At 68.1% G+C, this 24331-nt stretch carries 22 protein-coding genes; 15 read left to right on the forward strand and 7 right to left on the reverse strand.

The window, feature by feature from the left end:
• Nucleotides 1–79 precede the first annotated feature (79 nt).
• The 8 genes from BJ987_RS07510 to BJ987_RS07545 all read left to right on the forward strand — a co-directional run bounded on the left by BJ987_RS07510 (nt 80) and on the right by BJ987_RS07545 (nt 10056).
• The gene (locus tag BJ987_RS07510; protein WP_209886039.1) at nt 80–1792 is read left to right on the forward strand and encodes an acyclic terpene utilization AtuA family protein; all 1713 of its coding nucleotides are present in this window, start codon (nt 80–82) and stop codon (nt 1790–1792) included.
• Entirely contained in the window at nt 1789–2970 is a 1182-nt protein-coding gene (locus BJ987_RS07515) for an acyl-CoA dehydrogenase family protein (RefSeq protein WP_209886042.1), read from the forward strand. Before BJ987_RS07510 ends, BJ987_RS07515 begins: the two co-directional genes overlap by 4 nt.
• Nucleotides 2967–4565: an acyl-CoA carboxylase subunit beta gene (locus BJ987_RS07520; RefSeq protein ID WP_209886045.1), complete on the forward strand. Its 1599-nt coding sequence runs from the start codon at nt 2967–2969 to the stop codon at nt 4563–4565. The genes BJ987_RS07515 and BJ987_RS07520 overlap by 4 nt, the downstream gene beginning before the upstream one ends.
• Before the next feature lie 8 nt (nt 4566–4573).
• Entirely contained in the window at nt 4574–6613 is a 2040-nt protein-coding gene (locus BJ987_RS07525; RefSeq protein ID WP_209886048.1) for an acetyl/propionyl/methylcrotonyl-CoA carboxylase subunit alpha, read from the forward strand.
• Between the two features lie 18 nt (nt 6614–6631).
• Complete coding sequence (locus tag BJ987_RS07530) at nt 6632–7792, forward strand: acyl-CoA dehydrogenase family protein (protein ID WP_209886051.1); 1161 nt, start codon at nt 6632–6634, stop codon at nt 7790–7792.
• Nucleotides 7793–7801: 9 nt separating this feature from the next.
• Complete coding sequence (locus tag BJ987_RS07535; RefSeq protein ID WP_209886053.1) at nt 7802–8578, forward strand: enoyl-CoA hydratase family protein; 777 nt, start codon at nt 7802–7804, stop codon at nt 8576–8578.
• Between the two features lie 4 nt (nt 8579–8582).
• Nucleotides 8583–9191, forward strand: a complete 609-nt coding sequence (locus tag BJ987_RS07540) for a TetR/AcrR family transcriptional regulator (protein ID WP_209886056.1) — start codon at nt 8583–8585, stop codon at nt 9189–9191.
• A 97-nt stretch (nt 9192–9288) separates the two neighbouring features.
• On the forward strand, nt 9289–10056 hold the full coding sequence (locus BJ987_RS07545; RefSeq protein ID WP_209886059.1) for an SDR family oxidoreductase: 768 nt from the start codon (nt 9289–9291) through the stop codon (nt 10054–10056).
• A gap of 65 nt (nt 10057–10121) precedes the next feature.
• Here the strand turns inward: BJ987_RS07545 and BJ987_RS07550 are convergent, their stop codons facing one another.
• The 5 genes from BJ987_RS07550 to BJ987_RS07570 form a co-directional block, all read right to left on the reverse strand.
• Entirely contained in the window at nt 10122–10475 is a 354-nt protein-coding gene (locus BJ987_RS07550; RefSeq protein WP_209886062.1) for a hypothetical protein, read from the reverse strand.
• Nucleotides 10476–10536: 61 nt separating this feature from the next.
• The gene (locus tag BJ987_RS07555) at nt 10537–11592 is read right to left on the reverse strand and encodes a hypothetical protein (RefSeq protein ID WP_209886065.1); all 1056 of its coding nucleotides are present in this window, start codon (nt 11590–11592) and stop codon (nt 10537–10539) included.
• A 42-nt stretch (nt 11593–11634) separates the two neighbouring features.
• Nucleotides 11635–13554 carry a glycosyltransferase family 39 protein gene (locus tag BJ987_RS07560; protein ID WP_209886068.1) on the reverse strand — a complete coding sequence of 640 codons (1920 nt, stop codon included), beginning with the start codon at nt 13552–13554 and terminating at the stop codon, nt 11635–11637.
• Nucleotides 13551–14939, reverse strand: coding sequence for a bifunctional glycosyltransferase family 2/GtrA family protein (locus BJ987_RS07565; protein ID WP_209886071.1), 1389 nt, complete (start codon nt 14937–14939; stop codon nt 13551–13553). The genes BJ987_RS07560 and BJ987_RS07565 overlap by 4 nt, the downstream gene beginning before the upstream one ends.
• A gap of 72 nt (nt 14940–15011) precedes the next feature.
• The gene (locus BJ987_RS07570) at nt 15012–15656 is read right to left on the reverse strand and encodes an SAM-dependent methyltransferase (RefSeq protein ID WP_209886074.1); all 645 of its coding nucleotides are present in this window, start codon (nt 15654–15656) and stop codon (nt 15012–15014) included.
• Between the two features lie 192 nt (nt 15657–15848).
• Between BJ987_RS07570 and BJ987_RS37705 the strand changes: the two genes are divergently transcribed.
• A complete protein-coding gene (locus BJ987_RS37705) occupies nt 15849–15974 on the forward strand; it encodes a hypothetical protein (protein WP_281070358.1) in 126 nt (41 codons plus the stop codon).
• 43 nt (nt 15975–16017) lie between these two features.
• The gene (locus tag BJ987_RS07575) at nt 16018–16761 is read left to right on the forward strand and encodes a TetR/AcrR family transcriptional regulator (RefSeq protein ID WP_209886076.1); all 744 of its coding nucleotides are present in this window, start codon (nt 16018–16020) and stop codon (nt 16759–16761) included.
• A 24-nt stretch (nt 16762–16785) separates the two neighbouring features.
• On the opposite strand, the gene BJ987_RS07580 is transcribed toward BJ987_RS07575, so the two are convergent.
• Nucleotides 16786–17469, reverse strand: coding sequence for a TetR/AcrR family transcriptional regulator (locus tag BJ987_RS07580; protein ID WP_245365862.1), 684 nt, complete (start codon nt 17467–17469; stop codon nt 16786–16788).
• Nucleotides 17470–17555: 86 nt separating this feature from the next.
• Between BJ987_RS07580 and BJ987_RS07585 the strand changes: the two genes are divergently transcribed.
• Entirely contained in the window at nt 17556–18644 is a 1089-nt protein-coding gene (locus BJ987_RS07585) for an epoxide hydrolase family protein (RefSeq protein ID WP_209886079.1), read from the forward strand.
• A 106-nt stretch (nt 18645–18750) separates the two neighbouring features.
• Nucleotides 18751–19374, forward strand: a complete 624-nt coding sequence (locus tag BJ987_RS07590; protein WP_209886082.1) for an NAD(P)-dependent oxidoreductase — start codon at nt 18751–18753, stop codon at nt 19372–19374.
• 32 nt (nt 19375–19406) lie between these two features.
• Here the strand turns inward: BJ987_RS07590 and BJ987_RS07595 are convergent, their stop codons facing one another.
• Nucleotides 19407–20552, reverse strand: coding sequence for a GTP-binding protein (locus BJ987_RS07595; protein ID WP_209886085.1), 1146 nt, complete (start codon nt 20550–20552; stop codon nt 19407–19409).
• Nucleotides 20553–20665: 113 nt separating this feature from the next.
• Between BJ987_RS07595 and thiD the strand changes: the two genes are divergently transcribed.
• The 3 genes from thiD (at nt 20666) to BJ987_RS07610 (ending at nt 24233) form a co-directional block, all read left to right on the forward strand.
• Complete coding sequence (gene thiD / locus BJ987_RS07600; protein ID WP_209897997.1) at nt 20666–21511, forward strand: bifunctional hydroxymethylpyrimidine kinase/phosphomethylpyrimidine kinase; 846 nt, start codon at nt 20666–20668, stop codon at nt 21509–21511.
• A 150-nt stretch (nt 21512–21661) separates the two neighbouring features.
• On the forward strand, nt 21662–23185 hold the full coding sequence (locus BJ987_RS07605; protein ID WP_307869529.1) for an MFS transporter: 1524 nt from the start codon (nt 21662–21664) through the stop codon (nt 23183–23185).
• A gap of 130 nt (nt 23186–23315) precedes the next feature.
• Complete coding sequence (locus BJ987_RS07610; protein WP_209886089.1) at nt 23316–24233, forward strand: hypothetical protein; 918 nt, start codon at nt 23316–23318, stop codon at nt 24231–24233.
• The last annotated feature ends 98 nt before the right edge of the window (nt 24234–24331 follow it).

Below are 24331 nucleotides of genomic sequence, written 5' to 3' on the forward strand. Positions count from 1 at the left end.
AAACCATGCCCCCACCTGCGCGGATATTTAACAAGCACGCGTGCTTGCTTTTTTCTGGATCGAATGTGATGCTGGCGCTATGGGAAATCTGGCCGCGGACCCGGATGTCATCCGGATCGGCAACTGTTCCGGGTTCTACGGTGATCGGCTCGGCGCCATGCGCGAGATGCTCGAGGGTGGGCAGCTCGATGTGCTGACCGGTGATTACCTCGCCGAGCTGACCATGCTGATCCTGGGCCGGGACCGGATGAAGGACCCCGACCTCGGCTATGCCAAGACGTTCGTGCGCCAGGTGCGGGACTGTCTCGCGCTGGCGCTGGAACGCAATGTGCAGATCGTCGCCAACGCGGGCGGCCTCAACCCGGCGGGGCTGGCGGAGAAATTACGCAAGGTCGCCGCCGACCTCGGGCTGGACGTGAAGATCGCGCACGTCGAGGGGGACGACCTGCTCGGCCGCGCCGGCGAGCTCGGGCTCGGCGCACCACTGACGGCCAACGCCTACCTCGGTGCGTGGGGCATCGTCGAGTGCCTGAACGCGGGCGCGGACATCGTGGTCACCGGCCGGGTCACCGACGCCTCCCTGGTCGTCGGACCCGCCGCGGCCCACTTCGGCTGGGCCAGAACCGATTACGACCGACTCGCCGGTGCCGTGGCCGCCGGTCACGTCATCGAGTGCAGCACCCAGGCCACCGGCGGCAACTTCGCGTTCTTCACCGAACTCGCCGACCTCGGCCGCCCCGGGTTCCCGATCGCCGAGATCCGGGCCGACGGCAGCAGCGTCATCACCAAGCACGAGGGCACCGGCGGCGCGGTCACCGTGGACACGGTGCAGGCGCAGCTCATGTACGAGATCCAGGGCCCGCGCTACGCGGGACCCGATGTCACGACGCGCCTGGACAGCATCCGGCTCCGCCAGGAAGCCCGGGACCGGGTGCTGATCAGCGGGGTGACCGGTGAGCCGCCGCCGCCGCAGCTGAAGGTCTCGCTGAACACCCTCGGCGGGTTCCGCAACGAGATGGAGTTCGTTCTCACCGGTCTCGATATCGAGGCGAAAGCCCAACTGGCGCAACGGCAATTGGAATCCTGGCTGCCGGTGCGGCCGGCCGAGCTGAACTGGACGCTCGCCCGGGTGGACCGGCCCGACGCCGAAACCGAAGAACAGGCCAGCGCGCTGCTGCGCTGCGTCGTGCGCGATCCGGACCCGGACAAGGTCGGCCGGGCATTCTCCAGCGTGGCCGTCGAACTCGCGCTGGCGAGTTACCCCGGATGCAGTTTCACCACGCTGCCGGGCAACGGTTCGCCCTATGGGGTGTACACGCCCGGGTTCGTCGATGCCACCGAGGTCACCCATATCGCCGTGCTGCCGGCCGGCGCGCGGATCCGGATCGATCCGGCGACGGAAATCCGTGCGCTGGAAGCGGTTCCGGAACCGGCACTGCCGCCTGCCCCGCCCGTGAGTGAAACTCGCAGCGTGCCGCTCGGCACCATCGCGCTGGCGCGCAGCGGCGACAAGGGCGGCGATGCGAACATCGGCGTCTGGGTGCGGACCGACGCGCAGTGGCGGTGGCTGGTGCATACGCTGACCGTGGAACGGCTGCAGGAACTACTGCCCGAAACCGCGCCGCTGCCGGTCACCCGGCATGTGCTGCCGAATCTGCGCGCGATCAACTTCATTGTTTCCGGCCTGCTCGGGAAGGGCGTGGCCTATCAGGCGCGCTTCGATCCGCAGGCCAAGGGGCTCGGCGAATGGCTGCGCTCCCGTCATGTCGATATCCCCGTGGAGCTAATATGACTGCGTCGCACAGCGATTCGATCAGTGGTGGGCGTCTCTGGAATGCGCCCGAGCGGCGCGAGTTGCGCGCCACCGTCCGAGGTTTCGTCGAGCGGGAGATCCTCCCGCACCTCGACGCCTGGGAGCGCGACGGCGAGATCCCGCGCGAGCTGCACAAGAAGGCCGGTGCGCTCGGCCTGCTGGGCATCCAGTTCCCGGAGGCCGTCGGCGGTTCCGGCGGTGACGGCATCGACGCGATGATCGTCTGCGAGGAGATCCACCAAGCGGGTGCGTCCGGCGGCCTGTTCGCCTCCTTGTTCACCTGCGGGATCGCGGTGCCGCACATCATCGCCTCCGGCAACGAGGATCTGATCGAGCGGTTCGCCCGGCCGACGCTGGCGGGGGAGAAGATCGGCTCGCTGGCCATCACCGAGCCCGGTGGCGGTTCGGATGTGGGCCATCTGACCACGACGGCCCGCCGCGACGGCGACCACTACATCGTCAACGGCGCGAAGACCTACATCACCTCCGGCGTCCGCGCCGACTTCGTGGTCACCGCGGTGCGCACGGGCGGCCCCGGCTCCGGCGGTATCTCGCTGCTGGTGGTGGAGAAGGGCACGCCCGGATTCACGGTCAGCCGAAAGCTGGAGAAGATGGGCTGGCTGGCCTCCGACACCGCCGAATTGTCCTACGTGGATGTCCGGGTGCCGGTGGAAAACCTTGTCGGCCCGGAGAATTCGGGTTTCTACCAGATCGCCGGGGCGTTCGTCAGCGAGCGCGTCGGCTTGGCCGTGCAGGCTTACGCGCAGGCGCAGCGCTGCCTGGACCTGACCCTGGAGTGGGTGCGCAACCGGGAGACCTTCGGCCGCCCGCTGATCAGCCGGCAGTCCGTGCAGAACACGGTTACCGAGATGGCGCGCCGGATCGACGTGGCCCGCGTCTACACCCGCACTGTGGTGGAGCGCGCGGCGGACGGCGAAACCGACCTGATCGCGGAGGTGTGCTTCGCCAAGAACACCGCCGTGGAAGCGGGCGAGTGGGTGGCGAATCAGGCGGTGCAGCTCTTCGGCGGTCTCGGCTACATGCGTGAGTCCGAGGTGGAACGGCAATACCGCGATATCCGGATTCTCGGTATCGGCGGCGGCACCACCGAAATTCTGACCGCGTTGGCGGCGAAACGATTGGGGTACCAGTCTTGAGCACACTGCGCAGCACACTCGACAGCGCGTCGCCGGAGTACGCGGCGGCAGCGGAGGCCATGAGCGGCAAGCTCACCGAGATCGAGGCGGAGTCCGCCAAGGCGATCGCCGGCGGCGGCCCGGAGAAGCTGGCCCGGCATCGCAAGCGCGGCAAATTGACCGCGCGTGAGCGCATCGAATTGCTCATCGACGAGGATTCGCCGTTCCTGGAACTGTGCCCGCTCGCCGCGTGGGGCAGCGACTTCCACGTGGGCGCGAGCGTCATCGCGGGTATCGGCGTCGTGGAAGGCGTGGAATGCGTCATCGTCGCACCGGATCCCACGGTGCGCGGCGGTACGTCCAACCCGTGGACGCTGCGAAAGAACCTGCGCATCAACGACATCGCGATGGAGAACCGGCTGCCGGTGATCGGCCTGGTCGAATCCGGCGGCGCCGACCTGCCCACGCAGAAGGAAGTTTTCGTGCCGGGCGGGCGGATGTTCCGTGACCTCACCCGGCTCTCGGCGGCTGGAATCCCCACCATCGCTTTGGTTTTCGGTAATTCGACCGCGGGCGGCGCCTACATTCCCGGCATGTCGGACTACACGGTGATGATCAAGGAGCGCTCCAAGGTGTTCCTCGGCGGGCCGCCGCTGGTGAAGATGGCCACCGGTGAGGAATCCGACGACGAATCCCTCGGCGGCGCCGACATGCACGCCCGGGTCTCGGGTCTCGCCGACTATCTGGCCGCCGACGAGCAGGACGCGATTCGCCTCGGCCGCTCCATCGTCAAGCGGCTCAACTGGCAGAAGAAGGGCCCGGCGCCGCGCGCGGAGGTCATCGAACCGCGGTATGACGCCGAGGAGCTGCTCGGCATCGTGCCGTCGGATCTGAAAATCCCGTTCGACCCGCGCGAGGTCATCGCCCGCATCGTGGACGGCTCCGATTTCGACGAGTTCAAGCCGCTCTACGGCAGCAGCCTGGTCACCGGCTGGGCCGAACTGCACGGCTATCCGGTCGGCATCCTCGCCAACGCGCGCGGTGTGCTGTTCTCCGAGGAGTCGCAGAAGGCGACCCAGTTCATCCAGCTGGCGAACCAGAAGAACACGCCACTGTTGTTCCTGCACAACACCACCGGCTACATGGTCGGTAAGGAGTTCGAGCAGAAGGGCATCATCAAGCACGGCGCGATGATGATCAACGCGGTCTCCAATTCGAAGGTGCCGCACATTTCGCTGCTCATGGGTGCTTCCTACGGCGCGGGTCACTACGGTATGTGCGGGCGCGCCTACGACCCGCGCTTCGTCTTCGCCTGGCCCAGTGCGAAGTCCGCGGTCATGGGTGGGGCCCAGCTGGCCGGTGTCATCTCCATCGTCGGCCGGGCCGCGGCCGAGGCGAAGGGCATGCCGTTCAACGAAGAGGCCGACGCCGGTATGCGCGCCATGGTGGAAGCGCAGATCGAGGCCGAATCGCTGCCGATGTTCATGTCCGGGCGGCTCTACGACGACGGCGTGATCGATCCGCGCGATACCCGCACGGTGTTGGGAATGGCGTTGTCCGCCATCCACAATGCCCCGATCAAGGGCGCCGAGGGCTTCGGCGTCTTCCGGATGTGAGGCGAACAATGACTGCATCGCACAGTGCTTCGGTGGATGGCGGTCGCGCGACGGGTGGGCTGGTCACCAATGTCCTGGTGGCCAACCGCGGCGAGATCGCGCGGCGTGTGTTCGCCACCTGCCGCCGGATGGGCCTCGGCACCGTCGCGGTCTACTCGGACGCGGATGCCGCCGCGCCGCATGTCGCGGAAGCCGATGCGGCCGTACGCCTTCCCGGCAATACGCCCGCGGAGACGTACCTGCGTGCTGAGCTGATCATCGAGGCCGCGCTGGCCGCCGGTGCCGACGCGGTGCACCCCGGTTATGGATTCCTCTCCGAGAACGCCGGATTCGCGAAGGCCGTGCAGGCCGCGGGCCTGACCTGGATCGGTCCGCCGGTCGAGGCGATCGAGCAGATGGGCTCCAAGGTAGCGTCCAAGAAGCTGATGGACGCCGCCGGTGTCCCGGTGCTGGCCGAACTGGATCCCGCCGAGGTCACCGACGCGCACCTGCCGGTGCTGATCAAGGCTTCCGCCGGTGGCGGTGGTCGCGGCATGCGGGTGGTGCGCGAGCTCGCCGAACTGCGACCGCAGATCGAGGCGGCCCGGCGGGAAGCCGAGTCGGCCTTCGGCGACCCGACCGTGTTCTGCGAGCGCTACCTGGAGACCGGACGCCATATCGAAGTCCAGGTGCTGGCCGACGAGCACGGCACCATCTGGTCCGTCGGTGAACGCGAGTGCTCCATCCAGCGCCGCCACCAGAAGGTTGTGGAGGAAGCGCCTTCGCCACTGGTGCAACGGATTCCGGGCATGCGCAAGCGCCTGTTCGAGGCGGCGCGGCTGGCGGCGGGCGCGATCGGGTACACCGGCGCGGGCACCGTGGAATTCCTGGCCGACGAGGCGGGTGACTTCTTCTTCCTGGAGATGAATACCCGGCTCCAAGTGGAGCATCCGGTCACCGAGTGCACCACCGGACTGGATCTGGTTCGGTGGCAGCTGGATATCGCCGCAGGCGGTCACCTCCCGGCGGAACCGCCGGTGATGCATGGGCATTCAATCGAGGTCCGGCTCTACGCCGAGGACCCGGCGCAGGATTGGCAGCCACAGAGCGGCCAGGTACACCGTCTCGCGATTCCGTTGGTGGCCAAGGAATTCGATCTGCTGAACCGTCCCGGCGTGCGACTGGACACCGGTGTCGTCGATGGATCGGTCGTCGGTGTGCACTACGACCCGATGCTGGCCAAGGTCATTTCCTACGGCGAATCCCGCGGCGAAGCAGCCCGTCTGCTGGCTGCGGCGTTGCAGCGCGCCGAGATCCACGGTCTGGTGACCAACCGCGATCTGCTGGTGCGGGTATTGCGGCATCCGGCGTTCCTCGCCGGTGACACCGACACCGCGTTCTTCGCCACCCATGGGTTGGACACGCTCGCGGCGCCGTTGGCCTCCGAGGCCGACGAAGCCCTGTCCATCGTGGCCGCGGCGCTCGCGGACGCCGCCGCCAACCGCAAGACCGCGAAGGTCGGCGGTGGCCTGCCCAGCGGTTGGCGCAACCTCCCCGCGCAGCCGCAGCGCAAGTCCTACGAGAGCCGCGTCAGCGGAATCCACGAGGTCGCTTACCGCTTCGGCCGGAGCGCGGTCACAGTCGAGGGGCATGCGGGTCTCGCCGTGCTCGAGGCCACGCCCGACCGCGTGGTGCTGGCTGTTCCCGGCGCACGCGGCGCGGTGCGCAGGCAATTCGACATTGCCCGCTACGGCGATCTGGTCTGCGTCGATTCGCCGCTGGGCCCGGTCGCGGTACGCAGACTGCCGCGCTTCAGCGATCCGGCCGACCAGGTGGCCACCGGTTCGCTGCTGGCGCCCATGCCGGGCAGCGTGATCCGGCTCGGCGCCGCGGTCGGCAGTCAGGTCGTACAAGGTCAGCCGATCCTGTGGCTGGAGGCGATGAAAATGGAGCACACCATCGCCGCACCCGCCGCCGGTGTGCTCACCGCACTCAATGTCACCGTCGGCCAGCAGGTCGACATCGGAGCCGTTCTCGCGGTGGTCGAGCCCGCGCCCGAGTCGCAGTAAATACGCCGAGGAGTAGCAATGAGTTTCATCGAAACCGAAGAGCAGAAGGCCCTGCGATCGGCGGTGGCCGCGCTGGCCGCCAAGTTCAACTACCGCGACTACGTGCTGCCCAAGGCGCGCAAGGGCGAGCCGCTCGACGAATTGTGGGACGAGGCCGGCAAACTCGGCTTCCTCGGCGTGAACCTGCCGGAGGAGTACGGCGGCGGTGGCGCCGGTATGTACGAACTCGCGCTGGTGCAGGAGGAACTCTCCGCGCAGGGTGCGGGCCTGCTGCTCATGGTGGTGTCCCCGGCCATCTGCGGCACCATCATCACCAAGTACGGCACCGACGAGCAGAAGTCGCATTGGCTGCCCAAGCTCGCCGACGGCAGCGGCAAAATGGTCTTCGGCATCACCGAGCCGGATGCCGGGTCCAACTCGCACCAGATCACCACCACCGCCCGGCGCGACGGTGACGACTGGATCCTCAACGGCCGCAAGATCTTCATCTCCGGTGTGGATCAGGCCGAGGCGGTGCTCATCGTCTCGCGCACCGAGGATCACAAGACCGGCAAACTCAAGCCGGCGCTGTTCATCGTGCCGACCGATGCCGAGGGCTTCCAGAAGACGGCCCAGGAGATGGACATCATCGAGCCGGACCATCAGTTCACCCTGTTCCTCGACGATGTCCGCCTGCCGTCGAGTGCGCTGGTGGGCAAGGAGGATGCCGCGCTCATGCAGCTGTTCGCGGGGTTGAACCCGGAACGCATCATGGGCGCCGCCATGGCCGTCGGCGGCGCGCGCTACGCCATCGATCGCGCGGTGGAATACGCGAAGGAACGCACCGTCTGGAAGACGCCGATCGGTGCGCACCAAGGCATTTCGCATCCGCTCGCGCAGGTGAAGATCGAGGTGGAACTGGCCAAGCTGATGATGCAGAAGGCCGCCACCCTCTACGACGCCGGGGACGAGATGGGTGCGGCCGAAGCCGCGAACATGGCGAAATACGCTGCGGCGGAAGCCAATATCAAGGCACTCGACCAGGCCATCCAGACCCACGGCGGCGCGGGCCTCACCCGCGACGTCGGCTTGGCCGCCATGCTCGCCGCCGCCCGGATCGGCCGGATCGCCCCGGTCAGCCGGGAAATGGTGCTCAACTTCGTCGCCCAGTTCTCGCTGGGCCTGCCGAAGTCCTACTGAGGAGGCACGATGAGCGATACCGCGCCCTTGGTGCGCTACGAACTGCGCGACGGCTTCGCGGTCCTCACCCTGGACTCGCCGCACAACCGCAACGCCCTGTCCGCCCGCTTGGTCGCCGAACTGCTGCAGGGCTTGGACCGCGCCTGGGCGGACCCGGCGGTGCGCGGCATCGTGCTTGCCCACACCGGCAACACCTTCTGCGCGGGCGCCGACCTCAGCGAGGCGAGCAATGCCGACCCGGCCGCGGCCGCCGATGAGCGCACCCGCGTCATGATCGGCGTGCTGCGCCGCCTGGTGGAAATCCCGAAGCCGGTGCTCGCGCAGATCGACGGCAATGTCCGCGCCGGTGGCATGGGCATCGTCGCCGCCTGCGATCTCGTGGTCGCGGGGCCGGGTTCCTCCTTCGCGCTGACCGAGGTGCGAATCGGGTTGGCGCCGTTCATGATCTCGCTCACCCTGCTGCCGCGCCTGGACCCGCGCGCGGCCAGCCGGTACTACCTGACCGGCGAGAAGTTCGACGCCGCCACCGCCCGCGAGATCGGGTTGGTCACCGTCACCGCCGACGATCCCGCCGCCGAGGTCGCGCGCCTGTGCGGTGAGCTCCGCAAAGGTTCGCCGCAGGGCTTGGCCGAGGCCAAGAACCTGGTCAACGGCGGCATCGTCGCGGCGTTCGACGACTCCGCGGAAGCGCTGGCCGAGCGTTCGGCGAGCTTCTTCGGCACCCCCGAGGTGCAGGAGGGCATGCTGGCCTTCCTGCAGCGCCGTCCACCGAGCTGGGCACAATAAGCCCATGGCGACACCGCACGAACCCAAGCAGGACCGCAGCCGGGCCACCCGGCAGCGGCTGCTCGAGGCGACCATCGACTGCCTGGCCGAGCGGGGCTGGGCGGCCGCCACCGTGTCGGTGGTCGCCGAACGGGCCGGGGTGTCGCGCGGCGCGGCCCAGCATCATTTCCCGACCCGGGAAGATCTGATCACCGCCGCGCTGGAGTACATGTTCGATACCAGAATGGCGCAGTCCAAGTCCGAGGCGATCGCGCTGTCCGAGGTCGCCGAGGGCTCCAGCCGCACCCAGGCCGTGGTGGCCGGTCTGGTGGACTCCTACACCACGCCCCTGTTCAAGGCGGCGCTGCAGGTGTGGACGCACGCCGCCGCCGATCCCGTGCTGCGTGAGCGAATCGTGCCGCTGGAGGCCAAGTTCGGGCGTATCGCACACCGCCGCGCCGTCGAGGCGCTGGGCGTCGATGACTCGGATCCCGTTGCGCACCACCTGGTTCAGGCAACCCTGGATCTGGCTCGCGGCCTGGGCCTGGCCGACGTGCTCACCGACGACTCCGCGCGCCGCAAGCAGATCGTCGACCAGTGGTCGGCCACCCTGCACGCCGCCCTGACGGCCTGACCTGCGCCGTCGCCGGGATGTCACACTCGTGCGCCCGGCGTCGTCTCCTCTGTGAACGCGGCACGACGCCGCGAAAGCCGAACAGCGGGAGCAGAGCATGTCGAACTCGAAGAAGATCGCGGTAGCCGGGGCGACCGGACGGTTGGGCCGCCATGTGGTGGACGTGCTGACCGAGCGGGGGCACGAGGTGGTGGCGTTCTCCCGGGCCGACGGTGTCGATATCGAAACCGGCGCGGGCCTGGCCGCGGCGCTGGACGGCGTGCGGGTTGTGATCGATGCCGCCAGCACCCCGTCCGCGGACAAGGACATCGCCACCCGGTTCTTCACCGCATCCGCGCGCAACCTGCATGCGGCGGGTCGGCAGGCAGGTGTGGAAAAGCTGGTCGCGGTGTCCATCATCGGCATCGACGATGCCGTCGGCGGCTACAACGCCGCGAAACTCGTGCACGAGCAGGTGTTGCGCGAAGGGCCGCTGCCGGTGCAGATCCTGCGCGCCGCGCAGTTCCACGAATTGGTCGAGGTGATGCTCGGCTGGGGGACGCAGGGTGCGGTGGCCCGGCTGCCGAAGATGCGGACCCAGCTGGTCGCCGCCCGCACGGTCGCCGAGGCGCTGGTGGACCTGGCGGTGCGGCCCGCGCCGGCAACCACCGGCGGGCCGCTCCCCGAAATCGCCGGTCCCCAGCCGGAAACCATGGCGGGGGCCGCCGCGCTCCTGGCGGCCGAACGTGGCCTTCGCCTCGAGGTCGAAGAGGTGAGCGATCCGGCCAACCCGGATCGCGAACAGTTCGAGGACGGCTCACTCCTGGCCGCACCGCACGCCACCCTCGGTGGCCCGACCTTCGCGGAATGGCTTGTCACACAGTGAATTCCCGTTCTATAGCCACCGTACGGCAGACCGGACAGCTTGCTGCCCAGTGAGTTTCGGACCGATCAGCAGCCCTGCGGTGCCTGACCGGCGTCCACGGCATACCAGGCCGAGCCGATCATGAACCCGACCACGCCTCCGATGATCGCGCCGGGGATAGCGCCGAACAGCAGGACCGGCACGCCCAGGATCGCACCCACCGTGCTGCCGAGCACGGCGGCGATCGCGCCCCGAAGTTCGAGGCTGTCGCCCGGCGCCATGCAGGCCGCGACGGGCGTCGCCGCCGGTGCGACCGCCTCGGCGGCCGCGACGGGCGCGGGCGGGGGTTCAGCCGAGGCGACGCCCCCGAATCCGACGATGAGCAGCACGGCGACAACGGCGCCGAGCACAGTGCAGGCCAATCTCTGGATCGTGTTCACGCAGGTCCCTGCTCGTTCGAAAGTGATTCGCGCCCCGGCAGTTCCGGGAAGCAACCCATCTTTACCCACTTTCCGCGGCGACGCTGCCTTTTCCGGATCGATCGGCGGGCTCGACGTGGGCGAACCAGGTGGCCGCCGCCGCGGCCGGCAGCACCTCTTCCAGCGCTAAATCGCCTGGCATGTAGGGAAAGAACCGTCCGGCGGGCCAGTGCCGCCGATACGGCGGCGGGTCGAGAACCAGCAGACGGACGCCCTCGACCAGTGGGATATCGGAGGGCGTGCCCTCGTTCCAGATCCACTCACCGCTGGGTGATACGAGATTGAACGAACCAACCGTCGGCACCATGCCCTCGGCGTCCCGGCACGCCGCGACCGCATCGTCGGCCGGTGCTTCACCCGCCACGTAGCCGCCGCCGATCAGCTCGTGGGCGAGCAGGGTGTGCAGCTGAAAGTTGTCGCCCATCCCCGACATTCGCATCCGGTACGCCGTGCCGGTCTCGCGGTGCAGGACAACCAGCGGTTCGTCGTCCAGGACGCGCAGCACATAGTCGAGGCATTTGTTCCAGCGGCCGGAGACCTCGGCGAAGCTGTCGTGCCGCTCCTGGAGCAGGGCGCGGATAGGGCCCAGGCGCTTGCGGACCGCCGGTCGTTGCAGCATGGCGAGGCCCGAGCGCTCCCAGTCCGGCTGCGTCCACCAGGCCATGACGTGCACCGGGTCGAACACCTCGAACAGCTCGGTGAACGGGACCTCCACCTCCTCTTCCGGATCCGGCAGGTCGATGTCCATGATCTCGGACCACTGCCGCGCGAACGTCGCGGCGTGCTCCAGATTCCGCGCCAGGTTCGCCAGCACGCGGGGCGCGCAGGCCACCGGGTCGGCGCCGTATTCGACGCACGCGCCGATCAGGACAGCGAGCTGGCCGCGTGCCAGCGGTGGCACCTCGTTGAGGATGGCGACCAGCGGATTCGCGGCCTGAGTCAGCTCCGCGGGTGTCGCATCCTGATACGCCGTCCGCATACGCTGGTCCGCGGCGGCCATGTCCGCGCCTACTCCGCCGCGTACCGCGTCGATGAAATCGTTTACGGCAGTGTGGAATCCGCCGGTAACCCCGTTCACCAGCGACACGGTATCGGCTCGGCCGGAGCATGTCGACCGGTGTCAGCGGGGGGCGGTCAGGTCGTAGAGCAGGACGCCGTCGACCTCGGTACCGGTGAAGTGTTCCCGCACCCACTGCGTGATCTGCGCCGAGACGCCCGCGCCGCCGCCGGGTCCGCGACTGTCACCGCCGATGAAGTAGTGGATCTTCCCCTGGGCGACATACTCCCGGAACTGCTCCAGCGTCGGCGCGGGGTCGCTGCCGTTGAAGCCGCCGATCGGCAGCACCGGAAGTTCCGTGGCCAGCTGGTAGCCCGCGGCGCTCTGCGCTCCGATGGTCGCCGCCACCCAGGTGTAGCCGGCGCTGCCCCGCTCCAGCAGCGCGGTGACCTGCGCGCTGGGCGTCCCGGCGCCGAGCAGTCCGCTGGGGCCGCCCTCGCGTCCCGTCGCTCGGCCGTCGGGTCCGTCGATCCGCACGGCGGTGCCCGGGGCCAGTTCGAGCATGCCTTCCGGGCCACCCATCATGCGCATGCCGCCGCGTCCGCCCACGTTCGGACCCGCGGTCGGAATCGAGCCCTGATGGGCGGACGCGATCGTGTCGACGCTGTAGGCGACCGGTCCGGCCAGCCCGGCGAACGCGGCGACCAGCGCGGTGACCAGCGCGAGCTTGCGTGGTGCGGGGAAAGCGACGGCGAGTGTGGCGAGGATGCCGGCCGCGAGCACCGCCCAGCGCAGCCACGGCACGAAACTCGCACTGCGGGACAGTAATACCCACGCCGTCGCGGTGGTCAGTCCGAGGGCGGCGGCCAGCGTGAGGCGCGCCCAGAGCCGCTCGCGGACCCGCCACAGCTGGGTCGCGCCCGCCCCCACCAGTGCGGCTACGGCCGGCGCCAGTGCCACCGTGTAGTACTCGTGGAAAATGCCCGCCATATAGCTGAACACCAACCCGGTCACCAGCAGCCAGCCGCCCCAGAGGATCAGCGCCGCTCGGCGGCCGTCCGTACGGGTAGCCTTGCCGCGCAACAGGATTCCGGCGGCCAACCCGACCAGGGCGGCCGGGAGCAACCAGGCGATCTGCCCGCCCTGCGCGGCCTCGAACATCCGGGTGATGCCGGTGCTGCCCCACATGCCGTTGCCGCCGGGCGGCAGCTCCGTACCACCGCCGCCGACGCTGCCGACCTCGTTGCCGTTCAACCGCCCGAGCCCGTTGTAGCCGAGGGTCAGCTCCAGAATCGAATTGTGCTGCGACCCACCGATCCACGGTCGCGCCGAGGCCGGCCACAGCTCGACCGCCACGATCATGGACGCACCGGCGGCCAGCAGCTGCAGGACGCGCTTGCCGAGCCGCGGCGGGCCCGCGATCAGGTAGGTGAGCGCCAAGGCCGGGACTACCAGCAGCACCTGCAATTGTTTGGTGAGAAAGCCGAAGCCGATCAACGCGCCGGTCAGCACCAGCCAGCGGGTCCGCCCGTCCGCGACCGCGCGGGTCATCGCCCAGGCCGCCGCGACCATCAGGAACACGAGCAACGCTTCGGGATTGTTGAACCGGAACATCAGTGCGGCAACCGGGGTTACGGCCAGGACCAGACCCGCGAGCAGTCCCGCGGCGGGGCCGAAGGGCCGGCGCACGGTCGCCCACAGCAGCGCCACCGAGGCGACGCCCAGCAGCACCTCCGGCACGAGGATGCTCCAGCTGTTCAGGCCGAACGCGCGCACCGACAGTTCCATCAGCCACAGCGCGGCGGGCGGCTTGTCCACCGTGATCGAGTTCGCGGCGTCCGAGGAGCCGAAGAAGAAGGCCGTCCAGGATTGCGAACCGGCTTGTACCGCAGCGGAATAGAACGAGTTGGCCCAGCCGTTGGCGCTCAGGTTGCAGAGATAGCCGATCAGCGTGCCGAGCACGAGGAGCGCCAAAGCCGGTAGCTCCCAGCGAGGCCGGCGCTCGAGCGATATCGGGCCACGCCGGGCCGTGGGCGGGGTCACCGGTCGGTCTCCTTGCTGAGGGCCGGTCGCGCCACGCCAACAGCGCTCGGTCCGGTGAAAACTGTCATGGGCCCGGCGGAGATCCGGGCCGGTCGTTGAGCGGCACACGCTACTTCGGCGTTGTCGGCCGCAGGTGCCGCGGCGTCGAACCGGGCGGTGCCCGCGTTGTTCCGGAACACCCAGCGCAGCCCGAGGAAACGGATCGACGTCGCCAGCAGATTCGCGAGCACCAGAACGAACAACTCCAATTGGATCGGCGCCGTCGCTGCCCAGTGCCGCAGCGCGAACAGCGATCCACTGGTCAGCGTCAAGCCGATGCCGAAGATCAGCAACCCGTGGAACTGGTGCCTGACCACGTTGGTCGTGCCGCGCACACCGAAGGTGAAGGCCCGATTGGCGGCCGTGTTGCCGATGGCGGTCACCAGCAGCGCGACGAAGTTCGACATCTGCGAGCCCGTAATCGGTTGTAGCGCAAGGTAGAGCGCCAGATAGGCGACTGTGCTGAGCACCCCGACGAGGGTGAACCGAACCAGCTGTCCGATCATGCCCGGCGGCACTCCGGGCACCAGTGGTTCACGGCCCACCGATCGGCGCAGTTCGTCGAGCGGTAGCGCGCCGGTCGCCAGTGCCCGGCCCAAGCGTCCGATGCCGAGCAGATCTTTGCGCGCGGTGTCGAAGAGTTCGACCCGGCTGTCCGGATCGTCGATCCAGTCGACCGGCACCTCGTGGATCCGCAGCCCGGCCCGTTCGGCCAGCACGAGCAGTTCGGTGTCGAAGAACCATTCCCCGTCCCGCACCAGCGGGAGCAGCTTGCGCGCCACGTCGGTGCGGATCGCCTTGAATCCGCACTGCGCGTCCGAAAAACGTGCCCGCAGCGTGGTTCGCAACAGCAGGTTGTACGACCGCGAGAGGAACTCGCGCTTGGGCCCGCGCACCACCCGCGCCGCCGAACTGAGCCGGGTGCCGATCGCGAGGTCGGAGTGCCCGGACACCAGCGGCGCCACCAGCGGGAGCAAGGCGTTCAGGTCGGTGGACAGGTCGACATCCATATAGGCGACCACGGCCGCGTCGGAGTCCGCCCACACGGTGCGCAGCGCCCGGCCCCGCCCCTTGGCCGCGAGGTGCACGACCCGGACCGCAGTCAGTTCGCTGCCGAGTAACTCAGCTACCTGCAAGGTGTCGTCGGTACTGGCGTTGTCGGCGATGGTGATGCGGGCCGGGAACGGGAATCCGTCGCGCAGGTGGGCGTGCAGTCTGCGCACGCAGCCGCCTAGATCGGCCTCTTCGTTGTAGACGGGAATGACGATATCCAGCACGGGCCTGATCGCCGTCGGCTGCGCGGGTGGCGTAGCGGTCGCGGTATCGCGAGTGGGCACAGTGGTCATGGCGACCACGGTCGCCAACCCCGCTGGTGCCCGGCTGGGTCCCGGCTGTGAGGTTGCTGGGACCCGCTGGGTCTACTTCGACCGGTGCACTCGCAGGACGCTGTCGGTGCGTACGCCGGTCGTACCGTCCGGGGCGGTCCACTCCCGCTCGACCTCGTCCTTGGTCTGCACCTGCCACTCGCCCGGCACGCCGGCGATCGCGTCGAGCATCTCCTCCAGGGTCGGGAAGTGCACGTCGTGGTGGTGCTCGTGCTGGTTCGAAGCCCAGCCCGCGTGGCTGCCGATCAGCAGCGCACCCCCCGGCGCGACCGCCGCGGCCGCGCGGCGCAGGATCTGGTTCCGTTCCCCTTCCACCTCGACCGGGGAGTGCAGGAACTGCGCCGACACCAGATCGAAGGTGCCTTCCGGAAATGATTGCGCCAGATCATGTTTCACCCAGGTGATGCGGTCGCCGACCCCGGCCGCCTCGGCATGGCCGGCGGCGCGCCCGAGCGCGGTCGCGGAGATATCGGCGGCGGTGACCGTCCAGCCGCGCTGCGCCAGCCAGATCGCGTCACCGCCTTCACCGGAGCCGAGATCGAGTGCGGTACCCGGGGTGAGATCGATGGCTTCCCGCACCAGCAAGGGGTTGGGATTGCCGGTCCAGATCTGGTCGCGCTCCTGGTAGAAGGCTTCCCAGAAGTCCTGTGCGGACTGGGAGGCACTGGTGTCGGCCATGCGGGTCTCCTATCACCGGGGGTTCGTCGGCGTGCCCGGCCATGTTGCGCCCGCGCGCGGTTCAGCGCCACTATTCTTGCCGTTTCGGCAACGGCGGCCGAGGCTGGAGCGCCGGGTTCAGCCCCCTCGGCCGCCGCCGTAGCGTACGGTCGTGCCAACGGGACCGTTCAGGTCTCCAAGCGAAGGACACGCATGTCCGATAAATCTCCGCGCAGCGCCATGTCCAAGAAATCCGGGAAGTCCCTGAAGGAAAAGCGAGCGGAGAAGCGGTCCAAGACTGCCGATCCCGTATTCGAAGTGACGCCGAAGAAGCGGTAGTACTCCGCCCGGTGCCGAGTCCTTGCTTGGTACGGTCGCTTTCGTGAGACAGCGCGGGCAGCAGCGTGGCGACCGGGCCGATGGCACCGCTCCGGCGGCGCCCAAGCGTGTCGACGCTCGTACCGAACGGTGGCGCGCGCACCGGCTGAAGGTGCGCGCGGAATTCGTCGACGCGGCCTTCCGGGCGCTCGCCGAGTTCGGCCCCGAAGTCAGCATGGGCGATATCGCCAAGGCGGCCGGTGCGGCGAAACCCAAGCTGTACCGGCATTTCGAGGACAAGACCGACCTCTACAACGCCATTGTCGACCGGGTCCGGGACATACTCTGGGACCGGATCGTCGCCAGCGTCGACCTCACCCACGATTCGGCGCGCGAGCTGGTGCGCCGCGGGGCGGCCGAATACGTGCTGGTGGTGACCGAGCACCCCAACGTCTTCCGATTCATGCTGCACAGCCACTTCACCCAGCAGGCCGACGAATCCGAGCGGGCGCTGCAATCCGCGCGGCAGTCGGCCCGGCGGGCCGCGGAAATGTTCGCGGGGCTGCTGGACGACCGGATCGAGGTGGCCCGCCTCGAACTCGTCACCTATTCGATCTTCGGCGCGGTCGCCTCCGCCACCGACTGGTGGATCGGCGCCAACCGCCTACAGGACCCGGCCCTGCCGATCGAGGATTTCGTCGCCTACCTCGCCGAGAGCATCTCCGCCCTCGCCGAGGCCAACGCGCGCATGAACGGCATCCCGATCCACGCCGATCGGCCCCTGCATCGAGCGTTCTCCGCCGAGTAGCTCACTCTCACAACCACTTCCGGGTCACGCCTCCACCACGCGTCCGCGGGCATTGCGCTCGCGTTGCCAGCGCCACGCGAACTCACCGGGCTGCGGGGCCGGACCCGGCAGTTCGTTCTCGGTTCGGGGTACCGCGATCCCCGCGATCAGCATGGCCAGGGTGCGCCTGCGCAGCTGCGCGGTGCGCTTCGTGTCCGGCATGCTGATCGCCGAACAGGCTTCCAGCACCAAACCGAGGTCTTGCGCGTTCACCTCCGGGCGTAACCGCCCCGACTCGTGTGCCCGGCGTACCAGTTCCGCGGTGACCTCGCCGGAGTGCGTGACATCGGGCAGCATCGCCTCGTCGGGGGTGAAGGTGCCGGCCAGATGCACGGTCAGGGAATGCACATCGGCGTCGACGACTCGTTCCAGGAAACCGACCAGCGCCTGCCAGCCATCCGAATCCGCCAGCGCGGCATCGGCTTCGGCGTTGTAGCGGCGTAACCCGTCGTGGCAGAGCTTGCGTAAGAGCGCGTCTTTGCTCGGATAGCGGCGATACAGGGCGCTGATGCCTACGCCCGCGCGGGTGGCGACGGCGGCGATGGGGGCGGTCGCGTCGGCGAGGAACACCGCGCGCGCCGCTTCCAGGATGAGTCCGTCGTTGCGCGCGGCCTGTGCTTTGCGTCCGGGCAGACCCTTCGGAGCCGGGTTTTCGGATGACTTGGGCATGGTTTCAGGATAGCACTTGAAACGGAATGATCCGTTCTGCTACATTGAGATCAGAACGAAGCATTCCGTTTCAAAAGGAGCAACCGATGAGCACCACCATCACCCCCTTCCACATCGCCATCGACCAGGCCGATCTCGACGACCTGGCGGCACGGCTGGAGCGCACCCGCTGGGCCGATCAGATTCCGGGTTCGGGCGACGCCTACGGCGTGAGTGTGGATCGGGTACGGCACCTGGTGGACTACTGGCGGGGCGGTTTCGATTGGCGCAAGGTCGAGCAGCAGCTCAACGCCTACCCGCAGTTCACCACCGAGATCGACGGGCAGAACATCCACTTCGTGCACGTGAAGTCGCGGAGGGACAACAGCTTCCCGCTGATTCTCACGCACGGCTGGCCGGGCACCTTCGTCGAATTCCTCGGCGTCATCGAACCGTTGACCGCCGCTGGATTCGACCTCGTCATCCCCTCGGTCCCCGGATACGGATTCTCCGGCGTGACAACGGAATCCGGCTGGAACGATCAGCGCATCGCGAAGGCGTGGGCCGAACTGATGTCCCGGCTCGGGTATGCGAAGTACGGTGCGGTCGGCAACGACGGCGGTGCGCAGATTTCCCCGGAGCTCGGCCGTGTCGCCCCGGAAAACGTGGTGGGCGTGCATGTTTCGCAGGTGTACTCGTTCCCCTCGGGCGACCCGAGTGAAATGGCCGACCTCACCGCCGACGAGCAGCAGTCGCTGGCCACCCTGGACTGGTTCGTCAAGAACAAGATGGGCTTCAACATCCTGCAGTCGCAGCAGCCGCAGACGCTGGCGCACGCACTCATGGATTCCCCGACCGGTCTGCTCGGCTGGAACAGCCAGCTGCTCGGTCCGGATCTGGACGACGACTTCGTGCTCACGAATATCGCGATCCACTGGCTGACCGGCACCGCGGGTTCGGCGATCCGGCACTACTTCGAGAAGGCGCAGGCTGAGCAGCCCACCGAGCCGACCACGGTGCCGCTGGCGCTGTCCGGATCGACGGGCGATTTCCACGGCATCCGGCGCTTCGCCGACCGCGATCACCGCAACATCGTGTCGTGGCGGACGCACGACGTGTTCACCCACTACCTGCACCACGTCGCGCCGGAGTTGATGGCGCAGGAGATCACCGAGTTCTTCGCGCAGTACCGCTAGACAGTCGCTTATGTAACCGAGACTCCGGACCATGGTTCGTCTCGTTCTCCGCTGATGTACTTAGTCCATCAGCAGCACAACAGCTTTCATCACAAGGAGAATCGAAATGCGAATCGCAGTCTTCGGAGCCACCGGAACCGTCGGCCGGGTCGTCGTCGAGCAGGCGCTGGCCCAGGGCCACGAGGTCACCGCGTTCACCCGCAACGCTGCCGGCGTCGGCCGGCAGCACGAGCGGCTGCGCGTGGTGGAAGGCGATGTGTTCGACTCGAACTCGGTCGAGCGGGCGGTCGCCGGGCAGGACGCGGCGATCATCGCCCTCGGTGACGACCGCAAGGGCCAGGTGCGCTTCGGCGGCACCAAGTCGGTCATCGAGGCGATGAACCGGACCGGGGTCAAGCGCCTGATCGTGCAGTCCAGTCTGGGTGTCGGCGACAGCCGGCCGAACCTGAACTTCCTGTGGAAGTACATCATTTTCGGGATCGTGCTGCGCAAGGCCTACGCCGACCACGGCCGGCAGGAGGAGTTGGTGCGGGCCAGCGACCTGGACTGGACCATCGTGCGGCCCGCCGCCTTCACCGACGGACCGCGCACCGGCGCCTACCGGCGCGGTTTCGGACCGGACGAGCAGGGTCTGCGGCTGAAGATCGCCCGCGCCGATATCGCGGAGTTCTACCTCGAGCAACTCACCGACCCGGCCTACGTGCGCCGCGCCGTGAGCATCTCGAACTGAGCGCGACGGCCATGCCCGAGTTCGCCACGCCCTCAGGCGTGCTCGTACAACTCGCCCCAAGCCGGGAACGGATCCGGGAGCGTCCGCCAGAGGTCGCGTCCCGCGGTGAATTCGGCATCCGTCAGCAGAGCGGTATCGAGCAGCTCGCGTATCCGGTCACCGTCGAGCTTGACGCCGATGAGCACGATCTCCTGTCCCGCGGGTACTCCCAGCGACGACCACCAGGCGGCGGGCTCGAAGGTCAGGTTCGGCCCCGCCTGCGACCACACCGCGGCGAGGTCGGGGCGACTCGCTATCCAGCAGAAACCCTTGCTGCGCAACATCCCTCGCAGCTGTTCGAGCGCCGCGGCCAGTCGCTCCGGGTGGAACGGCCGATCGGCGGTGTAGGTGATGCTGCGAATCCCGTATTCCTCCGTCTCCGGGACATGCCCGCCCGCGAGTTCTTCGGCCCAGCCGTCGGACTCGGCCGCGACCGCCGGGTTGTAGCGGCCGGTCTCCAGCACCTCGGCGAGATCCACCACGCCCTTGGTGGCGCGCAGTACGTGCGCCCGCGGGTTGAGCCGCCGGACCGTGGCTTCCACGGTTCCGGCGGCGTTCGCGCTCACCAGATCGGTCTTGCTGATCACCAGGACGTCGGCGAATTCCACCTGATCGACCAGCAAGTCCGCGATGGAGCGCTCGTCGCCCGCGCCGGCCGCCAGGTCCCGAGCGGCCAGGGCCTCGCCGCGCACCACTTCCGCGAGGAACGTCGAGGCGTCGACCACGGTCACCATGGTGTCCAGCCGGGCGACATCGCCGAGGGAGGAGCCGTCCTCGAATTCCCAGTCGAAAGTCGCGGCCACGGGCATCGGCTCGGAGATGCCGGTCGACTCGATGACCAGCTGGTCGAATCGGCCTTCCCGAGCGAGCCGGGCCACGGCTTCCATCAGGTCCTCGCGCAGCGTGCAGCAGATGCATCCGTTGGTGAGTTCGACCAGCTTCTCCTCGGTCCGATCGAGGTGCCCCTGGCCCGCGATCAGCGCCGCGTCGATGTTCACCTCGCTCATGTCGTTGACGATCACCGCGACCCGCCGCCCCTCCCGGTTCGCGAGGATGTGATCGAGCAGCGTGGTCTTGCCCGCGCCGAGGAAGCCGGACAGCACGGTGACGGGCAGGCGGGCGTCGAAAGATGTGGTCATAGCGTTAATGATAATCGTTTTCATTTGCGCGACCGCATGCGGGCAGGAAGCGGCGAAAATCGGGGGACGCGGGGGTGTTGGTCGTGACATCTGGTCGTAGGGTCTGAGACGTGCTGAAATTTCTGCCGATTCCCGCCGACGGGCAGACCCCTGTTCGAGTCCTCACCATCGCGGGCACCGACTCCGGCGGCGGCGCCGGAATCCAAGCCGATTCCCGGACCATGGCACTGTGCGGTGTGCACGCCTGCGTCGCCGTGGCCGCGGTGACGGTGCAGAACTCGGTGGGCGTCAGCGGCTTCCACGAGATCCCCCCGAATATCGTTGCGGGCCAGGTGCGCTCGGTGGTCGAGGACATCGGTATCGGCGCGGCCAAAACCGGCATGCTGGCGTCCACGGCCATTATCGAGGCGGTCGCGGAGGTGTGCCGGGAGGTCGGCATCGGCCGCGACGGTTCCATCCCGCTGGTGGTCGACCCGGTCGCGGCCTCCATGCACGGCGACCCGCTGCTGCACGAATCGGCGTTGGACGCGGTGCGGCACACGCTGTTCCCGCTGGCCACCGTGGTCACCCCGAACCTGGATGAGGTCCGGTTGCTCACCGGTGTGGCTGTGGTGGACGACGGCAGCGCCCGCCGCGCGGCCGAAGCCCTGCACGCGCTCGGCCCGCGCTGGGCCATCGTCAAAGGCGGTCACCTGCGCACCTCGGAATACAGCACGGACCTGCTCTTCGACGGTGACCGGTTCCTCGAATTCAGCGCGCCGCGCATCAAGACCGGCAACGATCACGGCGGCGGCGACACCATGGCCGCGGCCATCGCGTGCGCCCTCGCCAACGGCTACCCGGTGCCCGAGGCGGTGGAGTTCGCCAAGGAGTGGACCCGCCGCTGCCTCGAAGCCTCCTACGACCTGGGTGCGGGCCACGGCCCGGTGTCCCCGCTCTGGCGCCTGAACTACGCCTGAGCTCAGGGTTTTCCGAAGGCGAGCGCACCGCTCGTGCCGCCCGGCGGCTGATCGAGCAGCACATCCGCTAGTCCCTGCGTGGGTAACTTGATGTTTGCCGTAACCCGGTCAATGCTGGCTCGGACGCATTCGGTCTAGGGAAGGATCGACGTGACGGCGGATTTGCCCGAGCGCAACTTCGGGGTCATACGGTGGGTGATGCTCGCCGTGCTGTGTGCGAGCCTGCTGCTGGTGGCCATGGATGCCACCATCCTCAATGTCGCCCTGCCCTCGCTGATCGACGACCTGCACGTCGGTCAGCTGGAGCAGTTGTGGATCATCGACGTCTACGGCCTGGTGCTCGGCGGCCTGCTCATCACCACCGGCGCGGTCGGCGACCGGGTGGGCCGGAAGCTGTTGTTTCTCAGCGGGTTTCTGCTCTTCGGCATCGCCTCGGTAGTGGCTGCCACCGCGCAGAGCGCCGGCCAGTTGATCGCCGGCCGGGTGCTGCTGGCCCTGGGCGGCGCCATGGTGATGCCCTCGACGCTCTCGCTGATCCGCAATATTTTCGCCGATCCGAAGGAACGCACCCTCGCCATCGGTATCTGGGCGGCGGTGGCGGGTGCGGGCGCCACCATCGGCCCGATCGTGGGCGGGCTCCTGGTCGAGGATTTCGGCTGGGCGTCGGCATTCTGGCTGAATGTGCCCGTCGTGCTGGTCACCGTCGGCGCGGGCGTGTGGTTATTGCCCGAATATCGGTCTCCGCAATCGGGTGTGCTGGATTGGCTCTCGGCCGCCCTGTCGATCGCCGGAATCGTCGGGCTGGCCTGGGGTATCAAACACATCGCGAAAGGGTCGGCGGGCGGGCTGGATTGGGCTGTTTTCCTGCTCGGTCTGCTTTTCCTGGCCTGGTTCGCGCGACGGCAGCTCACCGCCGCCGACCCGCTGCTGGATGTCCGGCTGTTCCGCAACGGGCCGTTCCTGGCCGCCGCGCTGGCCACCCTGCTGGCCATGCTCGCCATCGGCGCCGCCCTGTTCCTGATTTCCCTGTGGCTGCAATACATTCACGGTTATTCGCCGTCCCAGGCCGGCCTGCGAACCATGCCGTCGGCCGTCACCCTGCTCGCGGCGTCGCTGGCCACCCCGTGGCTGATGCAGCGCGTCGGCGTGCGCGGCGTGCTCGCGATCGGGCTCGGCGCGCTCGCTCTCGGCTTCCTCGGCCTGGCGCTGAGCCCGGAACCGACGACCTACCCGGTGGTGGCGCTGGTGCTGGCCACGTTCGGGCTCGGTGACGGGCTCGCGGTCACGGCCGCCGCCGCGGTCCTGGTCTCCGCGGTACCGCCGGAACGAGCCGGGCAAGCGGGTGCTGTCTCCGAAACCAACTACGAACTCGGCATGGGTCTGGGCGTGGCGCTGCTCGGCAGTATCCACGCCCGCATATTCAGCGAGAATATGACCGAGATCCCGCTGCACGGTGATTTGCTCGAACAAGCGCGGGGGTCGGTGGGCGGCGCGGTCGAGGTCGCCTCGGAATTGGATCCGGCCGCGCGCGCCCAAGTGCTCACCGAAACCGGCCACGCCTTCGATGTGGCGCTGACCATCACCTCCTATATTTCGGCGGCGATCGTCGCGGGGGTGGCGGTAATCGCGGTATGGCTGGTCCCGCGCGGTTTCCGGATCACCGGTAATCACTGATGTGTAATTCTCTCGGTTGGAATACAAATAATGCCGAATTGTTTCCGCATGCCATTTGATCCCTGATTGAATAGCCAATGTTCCGGCCGATTAATACGAATGGGGGAGACCGAATTCCATTGGAGGCATGATGGCCAGCAGTGCGAACGGCAAGTCCGAACGCAAACGCAAGCCGGTCGAGGAGGCGCGGATGATCGAGCAACCGGTCGCCGAGATCGTGGATCGAATCCAGCGCAAACCGGTTCGCGTGCAGCGCATGGTCGAGAAGCCGGTGGTGGAGATTCAGGACAAGGTGATCCGGAAGCACGTCACCGTGGAACGCCGCACGCACAAGCCGGTGGTGAAGATCGTCGACAAGGTCGTCGAGGTGCCGGTGCAGCAGCTCGAGGAGCGGGTGGTCGAGAAGCCCGTGCAGAAGGTGATCCGGAAGGTCGTGCAGAAGCCGGTCATCAAGATTGTCGAGAAGGTGGTCGAGGTCCCGGTCGAGAAGATCGTCTACAAGGTGGTGCGGCGCCCGGTGGAGAAGGTCGTCACCGTCTACGAGGACGAGCCGGTCATCAAGATCGTCAAGGTGCCGCGCACGGTGGTGCACGAGAAGGTGGTGGTCAAGCCGGTCACCAAGGTGGTCACCAAGACCGTCGACAAGGTGGTCGAGAAGCCGAAGGTCGTGCAGCGGACGGTGGACAAGACGGTGAACTGGGAAGTCGACAAGGTGGTCGAGAAGCCCCGGATCAAGGAGAAGACCATCACCAAGAATGTCGATTGGGTGGTCGAGAAGGTGATCGAGCAGCCGAAGATCCGCGCGAAGGTCACCCGGGTTCCGGTGCGGAAGCCGACGCGCGCTGTGCGCGAAAAGACCGTGCCGATCCAGCAGACGGTGCCGCGCGTTGCCACCCCCGCGGTGGAACAGGCGGTGGAGCCGATGGTCGGCATCGGTAGCCGGCCAGCCAGGCGTCGCGCGGGTGAACTCGTGGCCGGCGCACCGGGCGCCGAACGCCGTTGGGGCGGCGCCGACCGGCCCGACGAGAACGGCCCGCCGCAACGCTGACCCCTCGGACAGCGGTGACGGTTTCGGCGCCCCTCGGAATCGTCACCGCCCCACCGGCCACCCGCCCGGGGGAGAAATGCCACCGGAGATGTCACTCG

This window comes from Nocardia goodfellowii (assembly GCF_017875645.1).
Lineage (GTDB): Bacteria > Actinomycetota > Actinomycetes > Mycobacteriales > Mycobacteriaceae > Nocardia > Nocardia goodfellowii.